Origin of the sequence: Nostoc sp. (assembly GCF_041747015.1) — a bacterium.
Taxonomy (GTDB): domain Bacteria; phylum Cyanobacteriota; class Cyanobacteriia; order Cyanobacteriales; family Nostocaceae; genus Nostoc.
Genome location: NZ_JBGTFY010000253.1, coordinates 1 through 18,156 on the forward strand (window position 1 = coordinate 1; position 18,156 = coordinate 18,156).

General features: G+C 38.2%; 16 protein-coding genes and 1 pseudogene. 14 read left to right on the forward strand and 3 right to left on the reverse strand.

Annotated elements, in window-relative coordinates:
• The first annotated feature begins 197 nt into the window (after positions 1 to 197).
• The 4 genes from ACEW80_RS20935 to ACEW80_RS20950 all read left to right on the forward strand — a co-directional run bounded on the left by ACEW80_RS20935 (position 198) and on the right by ACEW80_RS20950 (position 2,566).
• Positions 198 to 467 (forward strand): M48 family metallopeptidase, encoded by a 270-nt coding sequence (locus ACEW80_RS20935; RefSeq protein WP_373528439.1) that lies wholly within the window; start codon positions 198 to 200, stop codon positions 465 to 467.
• A 134-nt stretch (positions 468 to 601) separates the two neighbouring features.
• A complete protein-coding gene (locus tag ACEW80_RS20940; protein ID WP_373528440.1) occupies positions 602 to 1,369 on the forward strand; it encodes a TIGR04255 family protein in 768 nt (255 codons plus the stop codon).
• Complete coding sequence (locus ACEW80_RS20945) at positions 1,366 to 1,905, forward strand: hypothetical protein (protein WP_373528441.1); 540 nt, start codon at positions 1,366 to 1,368, stop codon at positions 1,903 to 1,905. Before ACEW80_RS20940 ends, ACEW80_RS20945 begins: the two co-directional genes overlap by 4 nt.
• A 139-nt stretch (positions 1,906 to 2,044) precedes the next feature.
• Complete coding sequence (locus tag ACEW80_RS20950) at positions 2,045 to 2,566, forward strand: hypothetical protein (protein WP_373528442.1); 522 nt, start codon at positions 2,045 to 2,047, stop codon at positions 2,564 to 2,566.
• Between the two features lie 436 nt (positions 2,567 to 3,002).
• Here the strand turns inward: ACEW80_RS20950 and ACEW80_RS20955 are convergent, their stop codons facing one another.
• On the reverse strand, positions 3,003 to 3,887 hold the full coding sequence (locus ACEW80_RS20955) for a hypothetical protein (protein WP_373528443.1): 885 nt from the start codon (positions 3,885 to 3,887) through the stop codon (positions 3,003 to 3,005).
• A gap of 742 nt (positions 3,888 to 4,629) precedes the next feature.
• Between ACEW80_RS20955 and ACEW80_RS20960 the strand changes: the two genes are divergently transcribed.
• The 7 genes and pseudogenes from ACEW80_RS20960 to ACEW80_RS20990 all read left to right on the forward strand — a co-directional run bounded on the left by ACEW80_RS20960 (position 4,630) and on the right by ACEW80_RS20990 (position 13,716).
• Positions 4,630 to 7,215 carry a GAF domain-containing protein gene (locus tag ACEW80_RS20960; protein ID WP_373528444.1) on the forward strand — a complete coding sequence of 862 codons (2,586 nt, stop codon included), beginning with the start codon at positions 4,630 to 4,632 and terminating at the stop codon, positions 7,213 to 7,215.
• Between the two features lie 21 nt (positions 7,216 to 7,236).
• A pseudogene (locus tag ACEW80_RS20965) lies at positions 7,237 to 7,582 on the forward strand (hypothetical protein); the annotation flags it as partial.
• 668 nt (positions 7,583 to 8,250) lie between these two features.
• Positions 8,251 to 8,382 carry a hypothetical protein gene (locus ACEW80_RS20970; protein WP_373528445.1) on the forward strand — a complete coding sequence of 44 codons (132 nt, stop codon included), beginning with the start codon at positions 8,251 to 8,253 and terminating at the stop codon, positions 8,380 to 8,382.
• 693 nt (positions 8,383 to 9,075) lie between these two features.
• Positions 9,076 to 10,224: a response regulator gene (locus ACEW80_RS20975; protein WP_373528446.1), complete on the forward strand. Its 1,149-nt coding sequence runs from the start codon at positions 9,076 to 9,078 to the stop codon at positions 10,222 to 10,224.
• A 730-nt stretch (positions 10,225 to 10,954) separates the two neighbouring features.
• Complete coding sequence (locus ACEW80_RS20980) at positions 10,955 to 11,845, forward strand: phosphate/phosphite/phosphonate ABC transporter substrate-binding protein (RefSeq protein ID WP_373528447.1); 891 nt, start codon at positions 10,955 to 10,957, stop codon at positions 11,843 to 11,845.
• 19 nt (positions 11,846 to 11,864) lie between these two features.
• Positions 11,865 to 12,602, forward strand: a complete 738-nt coding sequence (locus tag ACEW80_RS20985; protein ID WP_373528448.1) for a hypothetical protein — start codon at positions 11,865 to 11,867, stop codon at positions 12,600 to 12,602.
• Positions 12,517 to 13,716 (forward strand): sensor histidine kinase, encoded by a 1,200-nt coding sequence (locus tag ACEW80_RS20990; RefSeq protein WP_373528449.1) that lies wholly within the window; start codon positions 12,517 to 12,519, stop codon positions 13,714 to 13,716. The genes ACEW80_RS20985 and ACEW80_RS20990 overlap by 86 nt, the downstream gene beginning before the upstream one ends.
• Before the next feature lie 140 nt (positions 13,717 to 13,856).
• Here ACEW80_RS20990 and ACEW80_RS20995 read toward each other — a convergent pair whose 3' ends face one another.
• Both ACEW80_RS20995 and ACEW80_RS21000 read right to left on the reverse strand, forming a co-directional pair.
• Entirely contained in the window at positions 13,857 to 14,162 is a 306-nt protein-coding gene (locus ACEW80_RS20995) for a type II toxin-antitoxin system RelE/ParE family toxin (RefSeq protein ID WP_373528450.1), read from the reverse strand.
• Positions 14,155 to 14,388, reverse strand: coding sequence for a type II toxin-antitoxin system ParD family antitoxin (locus ACEW80_RS21000; protein ID WP_089130033.1), 234 nt, complete (start codon positions 14,386 to 14,388; stop codon positions 14,155 to 14,157). The genes ACEW80_RS20995 and ACEW80_RS21000 overlap by 8 nt, the downstream gene beginning before the upstream one ends.
• Positions 14,389 to 14,655: 267 nt before the next feature.
• Here ACEW80_RS21000 and egtC point away from each other — a divergent pair, with 267 nt between their 5' ends.
• From egtC to egtD, 3 genes are all read left to right on the forward strand, one after another.
• Positions 14,656 to 15,444 (forward strand): ergothioneine biosynthesis protein EgtC, encoded by a 789-nt coding sequence (egtC, locus tag ACEW80_RS21005; protein ID WP_373528451.1) that lies wholly within the window; start codon positions 14,656 to 14,658, stop codon positions 15,442 to 15,444.
• A complete protein-coding gene (gene egtB / locus ACEW80_RS21010) occupies positions 15,419 to 16,714 on the forward strand; it encodes an ergothioneine biosynthesis protein EgtB (RefSeq protein ID WP_373528452.1) in 1,296 nt (431 codons plus the stop codon). The genes egtC and egtB overlap by 26 nt, the downstream gene beginning before the upstream one ends.
• A gap of 190 nt (positions 16,715 to 16,904) precedes the next feature.
• Positions 16,905 to 17,939: an L-histidine N(alpha)-methyltransferase gene (gene egtD, locus ACEW80_RS21015; protein ID WP_373528453.1), complete on the forward strand. Its 1,035-nt coding sequence runs from the start codon at positions 16,905 to 16,907 to the stop codon at positions 17,937 to 17,939.
• Positions 17,940 to 18,156: the final 217 nt, after the last annotated feature.

Here is an 18,156-nt window from a genome sequence, read left to right on the forward strand (position 1 = left end):
TTTCCCAATTTGCCCGGCGCTCGCCGACGAAAGTGCAAGGTTTTTGAACCTCTGGATGCTATAGTCTTGCACTTGCTTGGTGAAAAAATGCTCAAAACCCTTACCTAGACTATGTTTCACTTTTGTTCAGCAAGCCCTAAGATAGAAGCGATGCCTTTGGCGAGCTTCGCTAACGCAGGAGTTAAATAAAGTGCCGCGTGGAACAAGGAAAAACAGTAAAAAGCAAGGTCAAACAAATTCAACTGCGTCCGATGAAGCGCAAATGGGCATCTATTTCTACTACTGGACGCTTAACGCTGAATACTGAACTGCTAGATTTACCAAAAGAATTGGGTGAGTTCGTCATTGTTCACGAACTGGTGCATTTGCTCGTTCCGAATCACGGCAAAGTGTTTAAGTGTTTTATGTCTGCTTATCTGCCTGATTGGGAAGAGAGAAAGAAGCGATTGCAGGGCTTTGTGGGATAATGCGGGAAAGTGCCCTTAAAGGTCTGACATCGTTATGGTTTTGATACCGACAAGAACCTGAAAGTCTTGTACACTAAGATTATACATACTAAATTTTAGTTATGAGTCTTAAACGGGTTCTAAATAAATGAAAAATGAGATTTCTTAACCCACCCATCACTGAAGCCATTATTGATATAACAGTAAATCTTCATGATAATTTTAATCATGAAGAACTTTTGAATTTTCATGAAAATATCAAAGACTCTTTTCCAATTATTCAAAAGAGAATGGCACTTCAGGGGGGTTTTGAATTTAACTTAGAGAATTTGGATGGAATCAACTCTCAATTGTTTTCAGTATCTAATAAGCCTGAAGGATATATTTTTATTTCTCATGACCAAAAAAGAATTATTCAAGCTAGGCTAAATGGCTTTACATTCAGTAGGTTGAAGCCCTATGAGAGTTGGGAAAGCTTTTATGGAGAGGCATACCAGTTATGGCAACAGTATGCTCAAATTACATCTCCTACAGAAGTAGTCCGTCTTGCTCTACGGTATGTAAACCAAATTATGATACCTGCGACAGGAACTATAGAGCTAAAAGATTACGTAAAAACATTACCAGAAATATCAAGTAATTTATCAGTCGTAATGGAAGGCTATTTTATGCAAATAGTTGTAGCCCATCCAGATTATCAACCATCAAGAGCAATTATTAATCAAACAATTGGTCAGATCAGCGAAAATAAAAAAGGGGAAAAAGCATACCCATTAATATTTGATATTGATGTTTTTCAAGAAGTAAATCTTCACCATGATGATGATAAAATAAAAAAAGTTTTTGAGTTAAATTTGCGAGGCTTCAGAGACGAAATATTTTTTAAGAGCATTACTGATAAAACAGAGGAGCTTTTCAAATGAGTACATTACTTGCTCCAACCAGTGGTCAAATTTTAAGTCATATTTCTAGTAGTGGTAATAGTGCGGAACACTATGAAATAGTCCATAAAGTTCGAGAAGCTCAAATACACAGATTGGAAACTGTCGCATGGAAGTATAATGCATCCTTATATTTATTCTCAAATTTAGATATTTCTGAATTTGAGAATAGAGTAGAAGAGATTCGAGATCAACTAATGGAAGGTTATCTTATATTTTCTAAAAAAGATGTAAATTTTTTAAAGCGAGTCATTGGAAAATTAGATACATTCCATCTGCTCGCTGTAGCGCGACTTCTGAGTCCTCTTTTAGAAAATGAGGTATATTCTCAGGATGCAGCTTCCATAATCACTGTGCTTCTACAGCATCCCGCAGACGAAGTAAGATATGCTGCTTTAGAAGCAATTAGTTTTGCTCTAGGTGAAGTTCCTATCGCTGAAGAAATACTTGCAGAAGCCAAGAATTTGCTTAAAAATGAAGAAAGTACATTTGTACGTGAATTCTTAGAGTCACTATAGCAATCCTATTTGAAAGCCGAACAGGATGTACACTAATGCAGCTTAGAAAAATCAAATTCTTAGTGATTAGTAAAGAACTTCAGGTTAGTATAAGTGTACCATTGTGTTTGATCTCATTTAGGATTGCTATATAAAAGGTGTGAGTGAATTACGTTACTACAGAAGTGTGAAAAGCCTTGCAATGTGGAAAGCGGGTAAGCAGCAAAAGGCAATTCCATCTCCAGAACACGCGAATCGATACCTAAGAGATATTAAGGAGGGAAAGGGTTTTCCTTCCTTATGGCTACCTTCATCTTCTGAAGACTTAGAGAAAATTTCTTTAGGAATCCTGTTGAGAAAAGGACATCTCGACACCATAAACTTACTTGGCTTTAATGAATGCTGCTTTAGTAATGTGGGAATTGAGGTGAGTAAAGTAGATGATACTAATTTCCCTATACCTACAGTAGGTCACTTACATTATGAATTGTGTACCACAGATGACGTTGAGTTAACAGCAGCAATAGAATTATTTCTTAAATGTAATGGTGACTTTGCAGATTTTGTTAAGTCAGATCCTAATAAAAACAATATGCGGAAAGTAGCTGCAAAGTATATGAATGAAGTCAGCAAGCAATATCAGCACAAAGTTCAAGAGTGGGCTAAAGAATACTTACAATGAGAGTTTAGCCATAATAGTGGAGTAAATGTTTTAAGGTGTCGCGTATTTAATTCGCACTTTATTAAGCGTTATCAGTTTTCATTATATTATCTGCCTGGTGATAAATATGAGTCAATATCAAAAAGTGAATTTCTACCAAATTTAGATTTAAATGTCTTGGCAAGTTTTGTTATATCTGATGAGAAACCAAGAGGAATAATATTAAAGTTTCTTCAACATATCCGTAGGGGCAATTCATAAGTCATACGTGTCAACTTAAGCCCTGGCGAATAGAATTCGCGGCTACACAAACAAAGTCCACCTCCGTGGACTAATCAAATCAAGGTCTCTTAACCCACGGAGGTGGGTTTTGCCTGTGTAGATGCGGTTTCTAACCGCCCTTTTAACATTAAGTTGACACCAATGTTCATAAATTGCCCCTACAATAACAGATTCCTTACTTTAAATATTGATTATTACAATATTCTTTCGTAGCCGTAACAGAAACAACTTCTACTTCTATTGGTTTATCTTTAGTTCCGTTAATCAAAAACTCACTAGCTCCCTCACGAGGTTTTTTAGGATTTCCCCAATCATAGGTGTACCCTAAGCCTGTCCAGGGATAATGTTCTTGACTACCAACTGCATAGGAAGTTAAGTATATCTGTTTCAAAACAGGATAACTAGCAGGAACAGGTATAGGTAAAACATTACAAGTAGAATCATTAATTTCTGAATCAATACATGGTCTACTTAAATCTTCGGCTTTAACCCACATTTCTACAAAATGCGTCTTATTTGAATTTCTATTGAAAATTAAACCTAGATACTGCTGTAACCTTAGCGAAAGCATGATGCTACCAGGAATATTTATTCCGATACCTTTACAATTCTCACAAAATTCTTTAACTTGAGGAACTGCTGTTAACCAAGTCTGATTATTTATACTTTTTTTTGCACCTATTTTCCACTCTTCATTTGTGTTTTTGACATATTTCCAACTCGCCATGAGGTATTCAATTTTGCCGTCATTCTCTCTCCACTTGATTTCAGAATTGTTTTTTGACAATGGCCAAAGATTTTTCACAATCTTATCTTCGCTTGGTTTTTTTGCATCCTCAATAGCTGTATCCAGCTGTTTTTTCAGAGCCTGATAACTTTCAGGTTTGTTTTTCTCTAGATATTCATTGACATTTGGGTTAGTTTCTAATTGGGCTAATACATCCTTTCTCAAGTTTGACGTACTCTGTATGGAAACTTCTGTAGCCAGCAAACTGGAGTATCCGACCGCTAAAAATGCACCTGTAAAGCCTAAAAATACTTGATTTATTAACTTTTTCATCAAAATAATCCTGACGATTTACAACAATAGGATAAATGCCGTATCCCATGTAAATATGGGTTTAACTCAAAGATTGAATCTAATTTTATATTTATGTTTGGCTAATATGCTGTTGCGTTTAATCTTTTTAATTAACTTTCTCTGTATAAAAATTAATATTTATTGAAACAGAATTCAGGAGTCAGCAGTCAGAATTCAGCATGAATTGTATACGAGTTGCGAACTCGCTATCGGTTCTCTATCAGTGGTGGTCACTTTGCCGTACTCTTCTCCTGTCGGAGACGCTACGCGAACGGTATCTTGCTATGCGCAGCGTCTCGTAAAGAAGTGCGGGTCTGAATCCACCGCTAATTGATTCTGGATTCTGGATTCTGGATTCTTCTTCAAATACTGTTACTTTAACTGGATTTCTGGGAACTATATATAACAGTAGCCCTACAATCATTGTCGATCAAGTAGGCTGGCATATCTGCGAAAGTGGCGATCGCAGTTGAGCTAGAGCTAGGTATCTTCAATTTGGATTTTCAATGAGAATTGGCCAGTTATGTCCACTGCATCTGGACTCTGGTTCTACCACGCTTCTTGGTAATCGGCCTCTACCTTGCTCTACAGGATGACGCTAGCTAAACAAGCGATTAAACTATGGGTAATATCAAGCTAATGTTGCCTTTAGCACCATTTACGCAAATTTAATTTCATTTGTTAAATCTAAAATCTCATCCTGCTATATAAAATACCATTTATGCCAGTGTATCAAGGAACTTCTGGGGAAACCGCCGATTTGATTATTGGTGTTCACAACCAAGAAAACCGCGAATTACAAATAAATTCTGCTCCTGTGGGCGCTCTTGCCACAAGACAAGGAAGCTTTTCTACCTTTCTTGCTCCCCTGACTCAGGATACTTTTAAACAAGTCGTTAAGGATGTCGAACAAAAATTACAGATTGTCCATCAAACCCTATCAATGCTGGATTCTCAGGGGTTTGAAACTCTTCTGCAAGAAATGTTGCATTCGATTACCTTGAAAACCGGGGAATTACTGGGGGCAGACCGGACGACGATATTTTTATTGGATGAAGAAAAACAAGAACTCTGGTCAATTCTGGCAGAAGGGGAGGGCGATCGCTCTTTAGAAATTCGCATACCCGCCGATAAAGGTATTGCTGGGGAAGTCGCCACTTTCAAGGAAGTTATCAATATTCCCTTTGATTTTTATAGTGATCCGCGATCGCATTTTGCCCAAGAACAAGAAAAAAGAACTGGCTACCGCACTTACACCATGCTGGCTTTGCCATTGTTAAATGAACATGGGCAATTAGTTGCGGTAGTACAATTACTGAATAAATTAAAATCTGTTAATCATCCAGATACTCCACTTGCAGAGCGCATTGATACCAAAGGTTTTATTTGGGCTGACGAAGAATTATTTCAAGAATTTGCGCCCTCAATTCGCCTGATTTTAGAATCCTCGCGCTCTTTTTATGTAGCCACCCAAAAACAAAGAGCAGTGGCGGCGCTGATGAAGGCGATTAAGTCCCTCTCTCAAAGTAGTCTTGACTTAGAAGACACCCTGAAGCGGGTGATGGATGAAGCCAAGGAACTGATGAATGCCGATCGCAGCACACTATGGTTGATAGACCGCGATCGCGATGAATTATGGACGAAAATCACTCAAGACGATGGTTCAATTAAGGAGTTACGAGTCCCTGTAGGTAAAGGTTTTGCTGGTTTAGTAGCTGTTTCTGGCAAAAAACTGAATATTGCTTTTGATTTGTACTACCATCCTGATTCGGAGACAGCCCAACGACTAGACCAGCAAAATGGCTATCGCACCTGTAGCTTGCTTTGTATGCCAGTATTTAACGGCGATCAACAACTAATTGGCGTTACCCAGCTCGTAAATAAAAAGAAATCTGGTGATTTTCCACCTTATAATCCAGCTGATTGGCCAAAAGCTCCCGACTGCTTCCAAGCTAGCTTTGACCGCAACGATGAAGAGTTCATGGAAGCTTTTAATATTCAAGCGGGAGTAGCGCTGCAAAATGCTCAGTTGTTTGCCACAGTCAAACAACAAGAACAAATGCAACGGGACATTTTGCGTAGTCTTTCCAATGGAGTGGTTTCCACTGATAAAGCTGGGTTAATTATCGCCGCTAATGAAAGTGCCCAACGTTTGCTAGGGTTGGAACCAGAAGATCGTTTAGAAGGTAAATTAGTTACTGATGCGATCGCTATCAAAGAAGGTGACTTTAGCAAGTGGTATTACAATGCTTTACACGCAGCCGACTTAAAAGGCCGCGAGCAATATTACCCTGATCGCACACTCTTAACCACTGATACAAAACAGCACAGCATTAATTTATCGATTAACACAATTGCTGATGCTAGCGACCAAGAGCAAATCCGTGGGGCGCTGGTAGTAATGGAAGATATCAGTGATGAAAAGCGGCTCAAGAGTACGATGTACCGCTACATGACCCAGGAATTAGCCGAAGAATTGCTGAAATTGGATGATGCTAAACTAGGAGGCGATCGCAAAGAAGTTTCGATTTTATTTTCGGATATTCGCGGCTACACCACTTTAACCGAAAGCTTGGAAGCAGAAGAAGTGGTAAGTATGCTCAATGAATATTTTGAATCAATGGTGGAGGCAGTCTTTAAACATAAAGGCACCCTTGACAAATACATTGGTGATGCCATCATGGCTGTGTTTGGTTCTCCTCTACCATTAGAAGAACACGCTTGGATGGCAGTGCAAACAGCCTTAGAAATGCGTGTTCGGTTGCACGAATTTAATGAACGTCGCCATACAGATGATAAGCCCAAAATCAAGATCGGCATTGGCATTAATTCTGATACCGTGATTAGTGGGAATATTGGCTCTAGTAAGCGGATGGAATTTACCGCCATTGGCGATGGCGTTAATCTTGGCTCTCGATTAGAAAGTGTTAGTAAACAGTATGGGTGCGATATTATTATTAGCCATAATACTTTTAAACCTTGCCAAGATAATATTTGGGCTAGGGAACTAGATTACATTCGTGTTAAAGGCAGAAATGAGCCAGTAGCAATATACGAACTGCTGGGTTTGCGTTCCGATCCGATTGAAAGCGAAAAATTGCAAGTGATTGAACATTATCACAAAGGGCGCGAGTATTACCTCAATCGCCAGTTTTCTTTTGCCAGAGCTGAGTTTGCCAAAGTTTTAGCAGTAGACAACCATGATAAAGCTGCTATGTTGCATCTGTTGCGTTGTCAGCATTGGTTACAATCGCCTCCAACAGAGCGAGATTGGGATAAAGGAGTCTGGACATTTGAAGAGAAATAAGCTCTGTAGACTTATTAAGGGATGAAACAAGCTGGTTTTACGACAGCAGGCTATGCGATTTTTTGGAATTTCAATCGCATAGCCTGCTGTCATATTGACTGGGGTGTTGGCTTTGAACAAAACCCAATATCACTGGCGTATTGACAGTATTGTTTTATCCATACTGCTGCTAACTATAGCGATACTTGACACTTATTTCTTAACTCCGCAAATGTCCGCTATCGGAGTTCAACTCAACCTATTTGAAATTGCTGATGCTATCCCATCGACAATGAATTTACTACACGGTGGTTATTGGCTACTGGAAGTAGTTAAATTAGTGGCTGGTGGAACACTTTTAAGCTGGTCTTGGCGGGAGCAATTTTAAGTAAACGGCGAGAATATTCACTTTTAAATCTATGCCAAAGACGTAAAAAGATTCTTTGCGTCTTGTTGCTACATAATCCTTGTGTGTTAAGGAATGCGATGTCTATGACGGGTTATGCGTATAATTTGGTATTGATATTTGTACTTTTAAAACTTTAGATTTTTATGGTAAATTGCTACTACAAAATAATTCAGTCTTTTATAAGACGAATTCAATAACTACACTAAATTATCTTTTACTATACATTTTTAGCCTTTCAGGACAACTGAAAAAAATAAATATTTATAATAATTGTCTGGAAGATGATATTAATTAGTTTTCATATTTACTTGACTGATTTATTATGAAGTTTATATATTTCTGCTAACTTTTTTTGAAAATTATAGTAACCTGAACTTTAGTATAGCGGTTCTCAGTTGAGTGAGGTACTCAAGTTCCCCACCCCCAACCCCCTCCCCGCTCTTCGAGAGGGGGCTATGATGTACCTCATGTGATTAGAAAACGCTATAAGTAAGTTACTTGTTATCTACCATCTAGCTGAAAATAGCTATTTCGCAGGTATGTACTACAATTCCAGAATTTATAGCGAAATTCTGGAATTTGCCACTCAAAACTGTGCAGGGTGACTATTTAGCTCGACACAACATTAGAACCCGTTTCCAGTACTTATGAAGAGATTCCCTTCTGCTGATTTTGTCACCTGTGCATCTCATCACATCCATCATGGCGGCAATTATCAGCTAACTCATCCTTGGTTGGAAGTTGCAATCCCTACACTAAGAGTTGCTCTACAATCGTAAACCTAAGTCACACATTGAACTTTTTGAATGCTTAGTTTGTAATAATACTTTTTCTCTTGATGAAGTTATCCTCAAGAATAAACTTCTTGGAAAAGTACTCAATGATTTTAGTCGCGGCTACAAAAACATAGTTTATCAGCACGGACTTAATACCTAAAAGCCTTAAGGTAAACTTCTTTGCATTTACGTTGTGGTAGATTTTGGTAGCTCTAAACTTAAGCTTCAGGCACAAAAAGACTTTTGCAAGAGAACTAAACTGGATGCAAAGTATATCCTTTTACCAGTTATCAATTGCAATTTGAGGCTACGAAATACGGATAACAGTGATGCTTTTGTGACTGATGGGCGAGAGCCAATGGTCGGTGCGTGGTACTTGAGTTACTGTTAGATTGGCTAGATTAGCGAAAGATACAGAAAACTAATCTAATTTTTGAAATACTATATCCTGGCGACTAGTCGGGCAATTTTGCTATTGGGCAATAGCATAAATTGGTTTAGTTGTAACTTGTGGATTATAGCTTAACAGAGATTAGTGAATTATGAGTTGGGGGGTGTGGAATCTCTGTACTAACTCAAACGTGACCGCTATATTTATCTAACAGTGCCTCTGATTAATTTCGCTGTGAATTCCGAAAAGGTAATTCACCAATTTTGCTTGCAAACAAATATTAATTTAATTCCAGAGCCATCCCAATGAAGACACTTCCAATTAGTAGATACAGATTTTTCCAAAAGCTCCAGCCCCTATCTTTGTTGAAAAAAATCACTAGTAAGTCGGTTACTGGTTGTTTACAGGTATTTAGCACATCAGGTTCTTGGTCAATATACATGGACGAAGGTAAACTGATTTATGCCTGCTACTCAGAGAAAATGTTTGAACCGCTTTACAGAAATTTGCAACGCTTGAGTCAGCAAATTTCTACTCTCCCTCGCGGAATTGACGAACAGCTGCGGGCGATATTTGAAAATGGTATTGAGAATCAAGCAATACCGAACCCAGATTACCTAGCTATTTGCTGGTTAGTCAATCAGAAATATATCAGTGCTTCTCAAGCGGCAATACTGATAGAGCAATTGGCGCTAGAAGTTCTGGAGTCATTTCTAAACTTAGAAGAGGGGAGTTATGAATTTATTCCTGAAAGCTTTTTGGATGATATGCCAAAGTTTTGTCATCTAAATCTCCGGTTACTAGTTGAACAATGTCAAATGCCCCGAAGCCTTGGCATTCGCGTTAGTATCTCTGAAAGAGAAGCCTCTGTCTGCGACACGCTACGCGAACGTAGAGAAGCGGTTTATCATCAGACATCGCCAACTTCTCAATCTCACTCCTCACAATTGTTCCAAATAAATGAGATACAACCTCAAGCCAAAACTACACCAAAGTTGCCTAGAACAAACGGTTATAAAGTAGCAACCTACTCTAATAATACTAATGAGCATAGGGGTCAGCAAATCATCCAAGCGCCGACTACTAAAAAACTCTACACAATTTTCTGTATTGATAATAGTCCTATAGTCTTGAATGCTATTAAAAGTTATTTAGATGAGCAAACCTTTTCTTTTGTCGGAGTCACCGATTCTTTGAAAGCTTTAATGCAGATTATCCATACAAAACCAGACATAATTTTGTTAGATATTTCGATGCCTAATTTAGATGGATATGAACTATGTTCTTTACTACGTAAACACTCACATTTTAAAAATACACCTGTAATTATGGTGTCAGAAAAATCAGGATTTATAGATAGAGTAAGAGCCAAGATGATCAGAGCCTCAGGCTATTTAAACAAGCCTTTTACCCAAGGGGATTTACTAAAAGTAATATTTAAACATATTGTTTAATTTCATATAGCGTTTCCTAATCACATGAGGTACATCATAGCCCCCTCTCGAAGAGCGGGGAGGGGGTTGGGGTTCTTGTACCTCACTCAACTGAGAACCGCTATAATATAGCAGTCCTAAATGAGGTGTGAAAAAGAGCCATACATAAATAGCTTGGGAAAATTGAAAATCTGATGATGCGTTACCAACTCAAGTAATTTTCCCCTTTCATTGAGAACTGGAACCTCAACGCGTTCGGAAGTTTTCCCTCAGATGCACCTACAGATATATCCCCATAATAAATGGCACTCATCCTCGATGAACACTACCATTTTCACCGAGATAATCTCCTCGAAGTGACTATCTAACCATGCTGTGATTTCCAGTTTTTTTCTACCAATTCTGGATCTTTTTTGGGGTTGCTTTTTTGTGTTTTTTTCCAACTAATTAATGCCTGCTTTTTGAAAGATATCATAGTAGCTTTGATTGAATTAAAATACTACATTATAGTTGTCTTGTATATGCTATTTGATTTCTGATAAATGCCAACAATTGTTCTGTTTTAGCCAGTCAGTTATGGCTTGCTGTTATTCAGAAGTTAGATAGCTTTTTGAGCCTCCGTATTTAAGAAGAAATCCCATGATACCTTAAACTTATTCCCGTAATATTACAGAAGCTACAAATATAAAAAAGCAATAAGCTTACTAAATAATAGCTAAGAAATTTTGCATTTATAATATCATTCAAACCTATGAAACGACGCCACTTACTTTGGTATTCGCTGTTGTTTGCTGCTGGGTGTACAACAGGGGTAAATTCTACTAATAATAGCTCACAACAAATGGCAATGACTGCACCAAAAAATCTAAAATTTGCAGTTACAGATGTCGTTGGTATGGAAGATTTACAACGAGATTATGGGCTTTTTCGCAGCACATTAGAAGAGATATTAGAGGTAAAAATTGAGTTTTTTCCTGTAGAAAACCCTACAGCAGCAGCACCAGCACTGTTATCGAGAGAGGTAGATATTGTATTTGCAGGGCCTTCAGAATACTTGATTTTGAATTCTAGGGCAAAGGCTATTCCGATAATTGCTATTGAACGCAGCGACTACCATTCTATTATGGTAGTTCGTGCGGATAGCAAAATTAAATTATTAGCTCAATTGAAAGGCAAAACAATTGCCATGCGAAAAATTGGCTCAACTTCTGGACATCTTGCTCCCACGAAGTTATTAATGGATGCTGGATTAGATCCAAAAACTGACTTCAAAATTGTTATGTTAAATGATCAAGGAGTACAAGCTTTAAAAAAAGGTGAGGTAGATGCCTGGGCGACTGCATCTGACAGATACAAAAATATTCTGGAATCTGAAGGCTTACTTGAGAAGAATTTTTCTGTAATATTTACAGGGCCATTACTACCTAGTGATGTATTTGTTGCTAGTAATCAGTTGCCATCTAGTTTCATCACAGATATGCGATCGCGTATGATTAAGCATCAGGATAAACTAATTCAAAGTTTGCTGACTGCCAAAACACTTCAAAGATATAAAGGAAGTAAATTAATTCCGGCAAATGATTCTGATTATAATATGATTCGTGAAGTTTATCAAAAAATTGGGCAAGGAAATTTCTTGTAATAATATCGCCGATAAATGAATGATAGCTGCAACAAAACGCTATTTTAAAAAAAAAATTATCTTACTTAGTCACTTAACTGATAGCTGGAACATCGCTAAAAAGATTAGTTTTGGCTATACTGTGGCGGGTAGTATTACTTTTATAGGCACAATAAGTGGTTTGTTAATTGCATACCGTTATGAAACACTTGCCCAGCAACAGTTAAATTTATCTTATCAACAACAATCTCTCTTAAAAAATTTAGAAACTAAAATAACTAGAGTCAGACTACATCCGCAAAGATTAGTTACTGTTTTGGAAAATTCTATTTGGTTAGAATTTGAAAGAAATAGATTTTTAGATGAAATGAGCCAAGTTAATCAACAGTTATCTAAACTAGAAACTTTTATAAATGCCCATGATCATGATTCGACAATCAACAATACAGATTTGTTGCAATTATTGAATAATTATAAAAAAAATACAGAAATATATACTCAGACAGTAAAAGATTTTTGGCAGCAGATTGAACAAAATCAATCGGTAACAAAAACTGACCAAGAAGACCTACTGATTTTTTTCAAACAAGAAGTTAATCTCTCTGTTGAATTCGAGAAACTTTCAGATGAATTAATTCGGATTATTGGATATGCTGAAATTCAAGAAAAGCAAGCAAATGCTAATTTTGATAATGCCCAAAAATTGCGAATTCAAGTTATTGCTGGAAGTATGCTGCTATCAGCTGCGATCGCAGCTGATAGCAGCACTATATACTAGTAGGTTAATTGCCCGTCCCCTACAAATAGTTACTGACGTTGCCAGAAAAATCACGCAAGAATCAAATTTTCAACTTAGAGTTCATGTCACAAGCAACGATGAAATAGGGACATTAGCTACTTCCTTGAATCAATTAGTGGAATGGGTAGGAGATTATACCCAAGAACTAAAGCTAGCTCGTCAAAGTTTAGAGCAACGTGTAGAAGAACGAACCCAAGAACTAGAACTAGCTCGCCAAAGTTTAGAGCAACGCGTAGAAGAACGAACCGAAGAACTTCAAAAAACTCTGCAAGACTTAAAAGAAGCTCAAGGGCAATTAATCCAAACAGAAAAAATGTCTTCTCTTGGGCAGATGATAGCAGGTATAGCTCATGAAATTAATAACCCTGTTAATTTTATTTATGGTAATATTCAGTGTGTCAATGACTATACTGAAGACTTATTTAGTTTAGTGAGTTTATATCAGCAAGAATACCCAAATTGCATTTTGTTAATTGAAGAAAAAATCGAAGAAATCGATTTAAATTTTATTAATGAAGATTTGCCACGTTTGCTTTCTTCTATGAAAACTGGTGCTGAACGCATCCGTGAAATTGTGTTATCTTTGCGGAACTTTTCCCGATTAGATGAAGCTGATATAAAGGAGGTAGATATTCATGAAGGAATTGATAATACTCTGTTAATTCTCAATCACAGACTTCAACCAGAAATTGAAGTAATTAAAAAATATGGTAATTTACCTTTAGTTGAGTGTTATCCAGCAAAACTCAACCAGGTGTTTATGAATATTCTGAGTAATGCAATAGATGCTTTGCTAGACCAAAAAGCTGATTCAACTAAAAGTCAACAAATTATTATAACTACATTAAATGTAGATGATATTTACATCCAAGTAGGAATCAGAGATAACGGCTCTGGAATTCCACCAGAGATTAAGAATAAACTATTTGATCCTTTTTTCACAACTAAGCCAGTGGGTAAAGGTACTGGCTTAGGTTTAAGTGTTTGTTATCAGATAATTGATAAACATAAAGGTAAAATAGAAGTAATCTCAGAATTTCAAGAAGGGACAGAGTTTATCATCAAATTACCTATTAAAACGCAAACAGATTAGTGCCGCTACTTCATGAAAACGCAGAATTAAAAATTACTGAACTTATAATTTTAAAAACCTTACTTATAGTTATCAAGAACGAGATGAAGTTAAACGACAAGCATTTACAGAAGAGATAGCAGCGATACGTTGTCTTTGCGTTAGTCTTCGTCGAAATGAGACTCTACATCCATACGATCATGCAAAACACGAATAATATCAATATGTTCATCGGTTTCCTGATAAAAGATCAAATGTCGTCCGATGTAGTACTTCCGATATCCTGGGCGAATATCATTACAAGTTCGACCCCTGTGTGGCTCTCGTGCTAAGAGATGAAAGCAGTCGTCCAACATAGCAAGATAAAGGTTTCTCTGCTCAGTGTCCCATGTTTTTTGGGTGTAGCGACCGATTGATAGTAAGTCCTGCTTGGCTAATTGAGTAAGGCGAAAGGCAAGGTTATTCACGGTCAAGTTCTGCCAGCAGCCCTGATAGAGAATAGTCAGCAAATCCGCTGTTCTCCCCTTCTGTTAATGCCCGTTGCAAAGCGGCAAGCTTTATTTCTCGTTCTTCTAAAAGGCGTAGTCCAGCTCGAATCGCTTCACTGGCACTATTGAAACGACCGCTTTCAATCTGATTGGCGATAAACGCTTCAAAATGCTCACCCAAGGTAACACTTGTATTTTTTTGCATACAATTTCCTCCTGTGTAATACCAATATATAATATTTTTTGGTATTACTCCAGCATAAACTTCAACCTAAAAAGAGTAAGTATTTCACTTTCCAATATTATCGGGCGTACTTCTTAACCCTAATGGTAGTAATCAAGATGTAATGATGGAGAAGAAGTCAATAGGGCAGCATTCGCTAACGAGAATAGCGCAAATTTATCAAAAAATCAGCTAATTCTCAGTAAAAAAGCTTATTCTATAAAGCTATTGGAAAAAAATACTTTAATCATGTGCCGTTTACTTGCCTACCTCGGTTCGCCTATTTCCCTGGAACATCTTCTGTATAAACCAGAACATTCGTTGATAGTTCAGAGTTATCAACCCCGCGAAATGACCTCTGGGGTAGTAAATGCAGATGGCTTTGGTGTGGGTTGGTATCATAACCAAAAAGATACTGACCCTTTTATCTACAAAAATACCCTGCCTATTTGGAATGATATAAACCTACCCAGTCTCAGCCGTTACGTTGAATCAAAGTGTGTACTTGCTTATGTCCGCAGTGCTACACCAGGCGAAGCCGTAGATTTTGCTAATTGTCAGCCTTTTAACCATCAACAACAGCTATTTATTCACAATGGACGAATCGAAAATTTCCGTAAAACATTATACAGAAAAATCCGCAGTATTTTAACTAAAGATTTTTACGAAAAAATTAATGGCAGTACTGACTCCGAACATATTTTTGCATTGTTACTTTCACAAAATCAAATTAGCAAACATCGACCTCCAGAGTATGCTTTACGCACCACATTATTAACGCTTTTAGAGATGGCAAAACGCTATCAAGTAGAAGCCTCACTCAATGTAATCTTTAGTGACGGACATCGCCTGATAGCCTCTCGTTTTGCTACCGCTTCACCGCCTCCATCTCTTTACTGGATACGAGATGATCCGACTTTCCCTAAATCTGTAATAATTGCATCCGAACCTTTATTTATAGGTAATTGGATTACTTGCCCAGAAAATAGCATCATTAGTGTGGGAGCAAATTGTGATATCCAAATTGAGCAAATATAGTGTGAAAGAGTCTATTTTTCAGGACTTCTATGAATGTCGCCTGAAAACTTTTGCACTGTTCCAGAATATGGACGAAGCCACATTCTGTAGTCAGCCTCATCCTGACTTTAGCCCTGTTGGTTGGCACTTGGGGCATATTGCCTATATCGAGTCTTTATGGTTGCTAGAACGCTGTGCAGGTAGTCCTTGTTTGTTCCCGCAATACAGTAAGCTGTTTGCAGCTGATGGTTTACCCAAATCAGAGCGCGTTAAATTACCAAACCTAGAGGAAATCCGTTATTATCTAGACACAGTTAGAGAAAAAGTTCTCGAATACCTAGAAGTAATTGATATTGAGCAGCAAGAACGTCTCTGGCGCTTTTTGATTCAGCACGAGAGCCAGCACTGCGAAATTAGTAGCTTCGTGTTGGAATTGGTGAAAAGTCAAGAGTCAAGGGGAGCAATTCATGTGCGTATTTTCCCCCCATTGAGCGAACTAGCGTTCAAGAGTCAAGAGTGCCGAATTCTCCCTCTGGAAATGATTAAAATCCCAGCAGGCGAATTTGAGCAGGGGAGCGACTCAATTAAGGCACTAGATAACGAGCGCTTTGCCCATAGAGTATATTTAGATACGTATTTGATTGATCGTTACCCCGTGACTTGTGAACAGTATCGTGTATTTATGGAGGCGGGAGGCTACCAAAATTCTCGTTGGTGGTCACAATCTGGGTGGCAATGGTTACAAACAGAGCTAGTTACGCAACCGCTTTACTGGTGCGACGATGCCTACGGCGGCAAGCTACGCAGTTGGGATAATCACCCGGTTTGCGGTGTTAGTTGGTATGAAGCCGAGGCATACTCGCGGTTTGTGGGTAAACGGCTACCTACAGAAGCCGAGTGGGAAAAAGCAGTCAGTTGGGACTCACAAGTTAACCGTCATCGCACCTATCCTTGGGGAGATGAAAAATTAACTACTCAACATTGTAATTACGATCGCTTAATTGGCAAAACAATGCCAGTAAATGCCTACCCTGCTGGGCAAAGTGCCTATGGTTTGCATGATACTCTCGGCAATGTCTGGGAGTGGACAGCTTCCTGGTTTCATGGCTACAACGGGTTCCAAAGTTACCCTTACACAGGTTACTCACAAGTTTATTTTGGAGACAAACACCGCGTTTTAAAAGGCGGTAGTTGGGCAACTCCTCCTTGGATACTACGTTCTAGTTTTCGCAATTGGTATCATCCTGGTGTGCGCCAGATTTTTGCAGGGTTTCGCTGTGCATCTGATTAAATAACGGGTTAGTAATAGCACTTAGGCGCTTACTTGCTGTCATTTTAATGCAATAATTCCTAAAAATAGCTTTAAAGCTTGAGTAATATGACTCAGGCATGATTTTATTAGCTATGGCTATGTGTTTCACTGATTGGGGTAAAGGTCTGCTATCAAAGGTAATCTATTACGCCAACTATACGGGGGTTCAATGTCGATATCTAAAACTTTTAACAGCAATGTTACTTCTGAAAATAGTATTGAAAAACGATTGCAAATACAGCGTTTGGTAAAAGCGACCGAAGTAGTTACACTTAGCGCTGGGAGTGATGTGATTAAGGGATTAACTCAAACACCTAAATCTTTACCTCCGTGTTACTTTTATGATGACCGTGGTTCTGAGCTATTTGAGCAAATTTGTGATTTACCAGAATATTATCTCACACGCACAGAGACAAATATTTTACAGCAGTGTGCTGGCGAAATTGCCAAGATAACTGGCGCTTGTGAATTGGTAGAACTTGGCAGTGGCAGTTCTACCAAAACGCGCATTTTACTAGATGCCTACCAGCAACGAGGCTATCCCCTGCACTACTTACCTATTGATGTGTCTACAGGTATATTGGAAAGTAGCGCCAAGCAGTTACTAGAAGATTACCCCTCACTACAAGTTTATGCACTGGCGGGAACCTATGAATTAGCCCTTGCACAACTCCTACCAACGCAATTACCCAGCAGGATGATTTGTTTTATTGGTAGCAGTTTAGGTAATCTTACACCTGGTGAGTGTGATATGTTCTTCTCTCAAATTACAGAAGCCCTACAAGTAGGTGAGTATTTCTTGCTGGGGATAGATTTACGAAAGCCGAAAGAGATTTTAGAACCAGCTTATAACGACAGTCAGGGAGTGACGGCAGCATTTAATCTCAATATGCTAGAGCATTTAAATCAGCGGTTTGAGGGGAATTTTGACACCACGCAGTTTGAACACTGGGCATTTTACAATGAAAGTGAGCATCAAATAGAAATGCATTTACGCAGTGTGCGATCGCAAATTGTAGAATTACGCGCTCTTAATCTAAAGGTTAATTTTACACAAGGTGATACTATCCTCACCGAAATTTCCCGCAAATTTGACCTCAATACTATCAAGCAGCAACTCGCCACACAGGGTTTATTACCTCTTCATGTGTGGACAGATCCAAATCAATGGTTTGGTTTATTGCTCTGTCAGTTGCAAGCATAAAGCAAATCAGGACAAGATATGCCTCACATTCACATATATAGCGGTTCTCAATTGAGTCCAATATAGACTTAACAAAAGCCCTAACCCTTGTAGCGTTGGACAAAACCTCTCTTCTTTTAGGAGAGAGGCCAAGTATATTAAGACGAGAACCGCTATAGATGATATTTGCCCTACCTAACAAGAGAGAACAATTAGAATCTCTCTCACATAATTAGTA

Bases quoted from the DNA above. Each gene is read 5' to 3' on its own strand.
- ACEW80_RS20985 (WP_373528448.1), top strand. From the start codon at position 11,865: ATGATAGCTGCAACAAAACGCTATTTTAAAAAAAAAATTATCTTACTT.
- egtD (WP_373528453.1), top strand. From the start codon at position 16,905: ATGTCGATATCTAAAACTTTTAACAGCAATGTTACTTCTGAAAATAGT.
- ACEW80_RS20945 (WP_373528441.1), top strand. From the start codon at position 1,366: ATGAGTACATTACTTGCTCCAACCAGTGGTCAAATTTTAAGTCATATT.
- ACEW80_RS21000 (WP_089130033.1), bottom strand. From the start codon at position 14,388: ATGCAAAAAAATACAAGTGTTACCTTGGGTGAGCATTTTGAAGCGTTT.
- ACEW80_RS20970 (WP_373528445.1), top strand. From the start codon at position 8,251: ATGAAGAGATTCCCTTCTGCTGATTTTGTCACCTGTGCATCTCATCAC.
- ACEW80_RS20955 (WP_373528443.1), bottom strand. From the start codon at position 3,887: ATGAAAAAGTTAATAAATCAAGTATTTTTAGGCTTTACAGGTGCATTT.
- ACEW80_RS20980 (WP_373528447.1), top strand. From the start codon at position 10,955: ATGAAACGACGCCACTTACTTTGGTATTCGCTGTTGTTTGCTGCTGGG.
- egtC (WP_373528451.1), top strand. From the start codon at position 14,656: ATGTGCCGTTTACTTGCCTACCTCGGTTCGCCTATTTCCCTGGAACAT.
- ACEW80_RS20940 (WP_373528440.1), top strand. From the start codon at position 602: ATGAGATTTCTTAACCCACCCATCACTGAAGCCATTATTGATATAACA.
- ACEW80_RS20990 (WP_373528449.1), top strand. From the start codon at position 12,517: ATGCCCAAAAATTGCGAATTCAAGTTATTGCTGGAAGTATGCTGCTAT.
- ACEW80_RS20960 (WP_373528444.1), top strand. From the start codon at position 4,630: ATGCCAGTGTATCAAGGAACTTCTGGGGAAACCGCCGATTTGATTATT.
- ACEW80_RS20975 (WP_373528446.1), top strand. From the start codon at position 9,076: ATGAAGACACTTCCAATTAGTAGATACAGATTTTTCCAAAAGCTCCAG.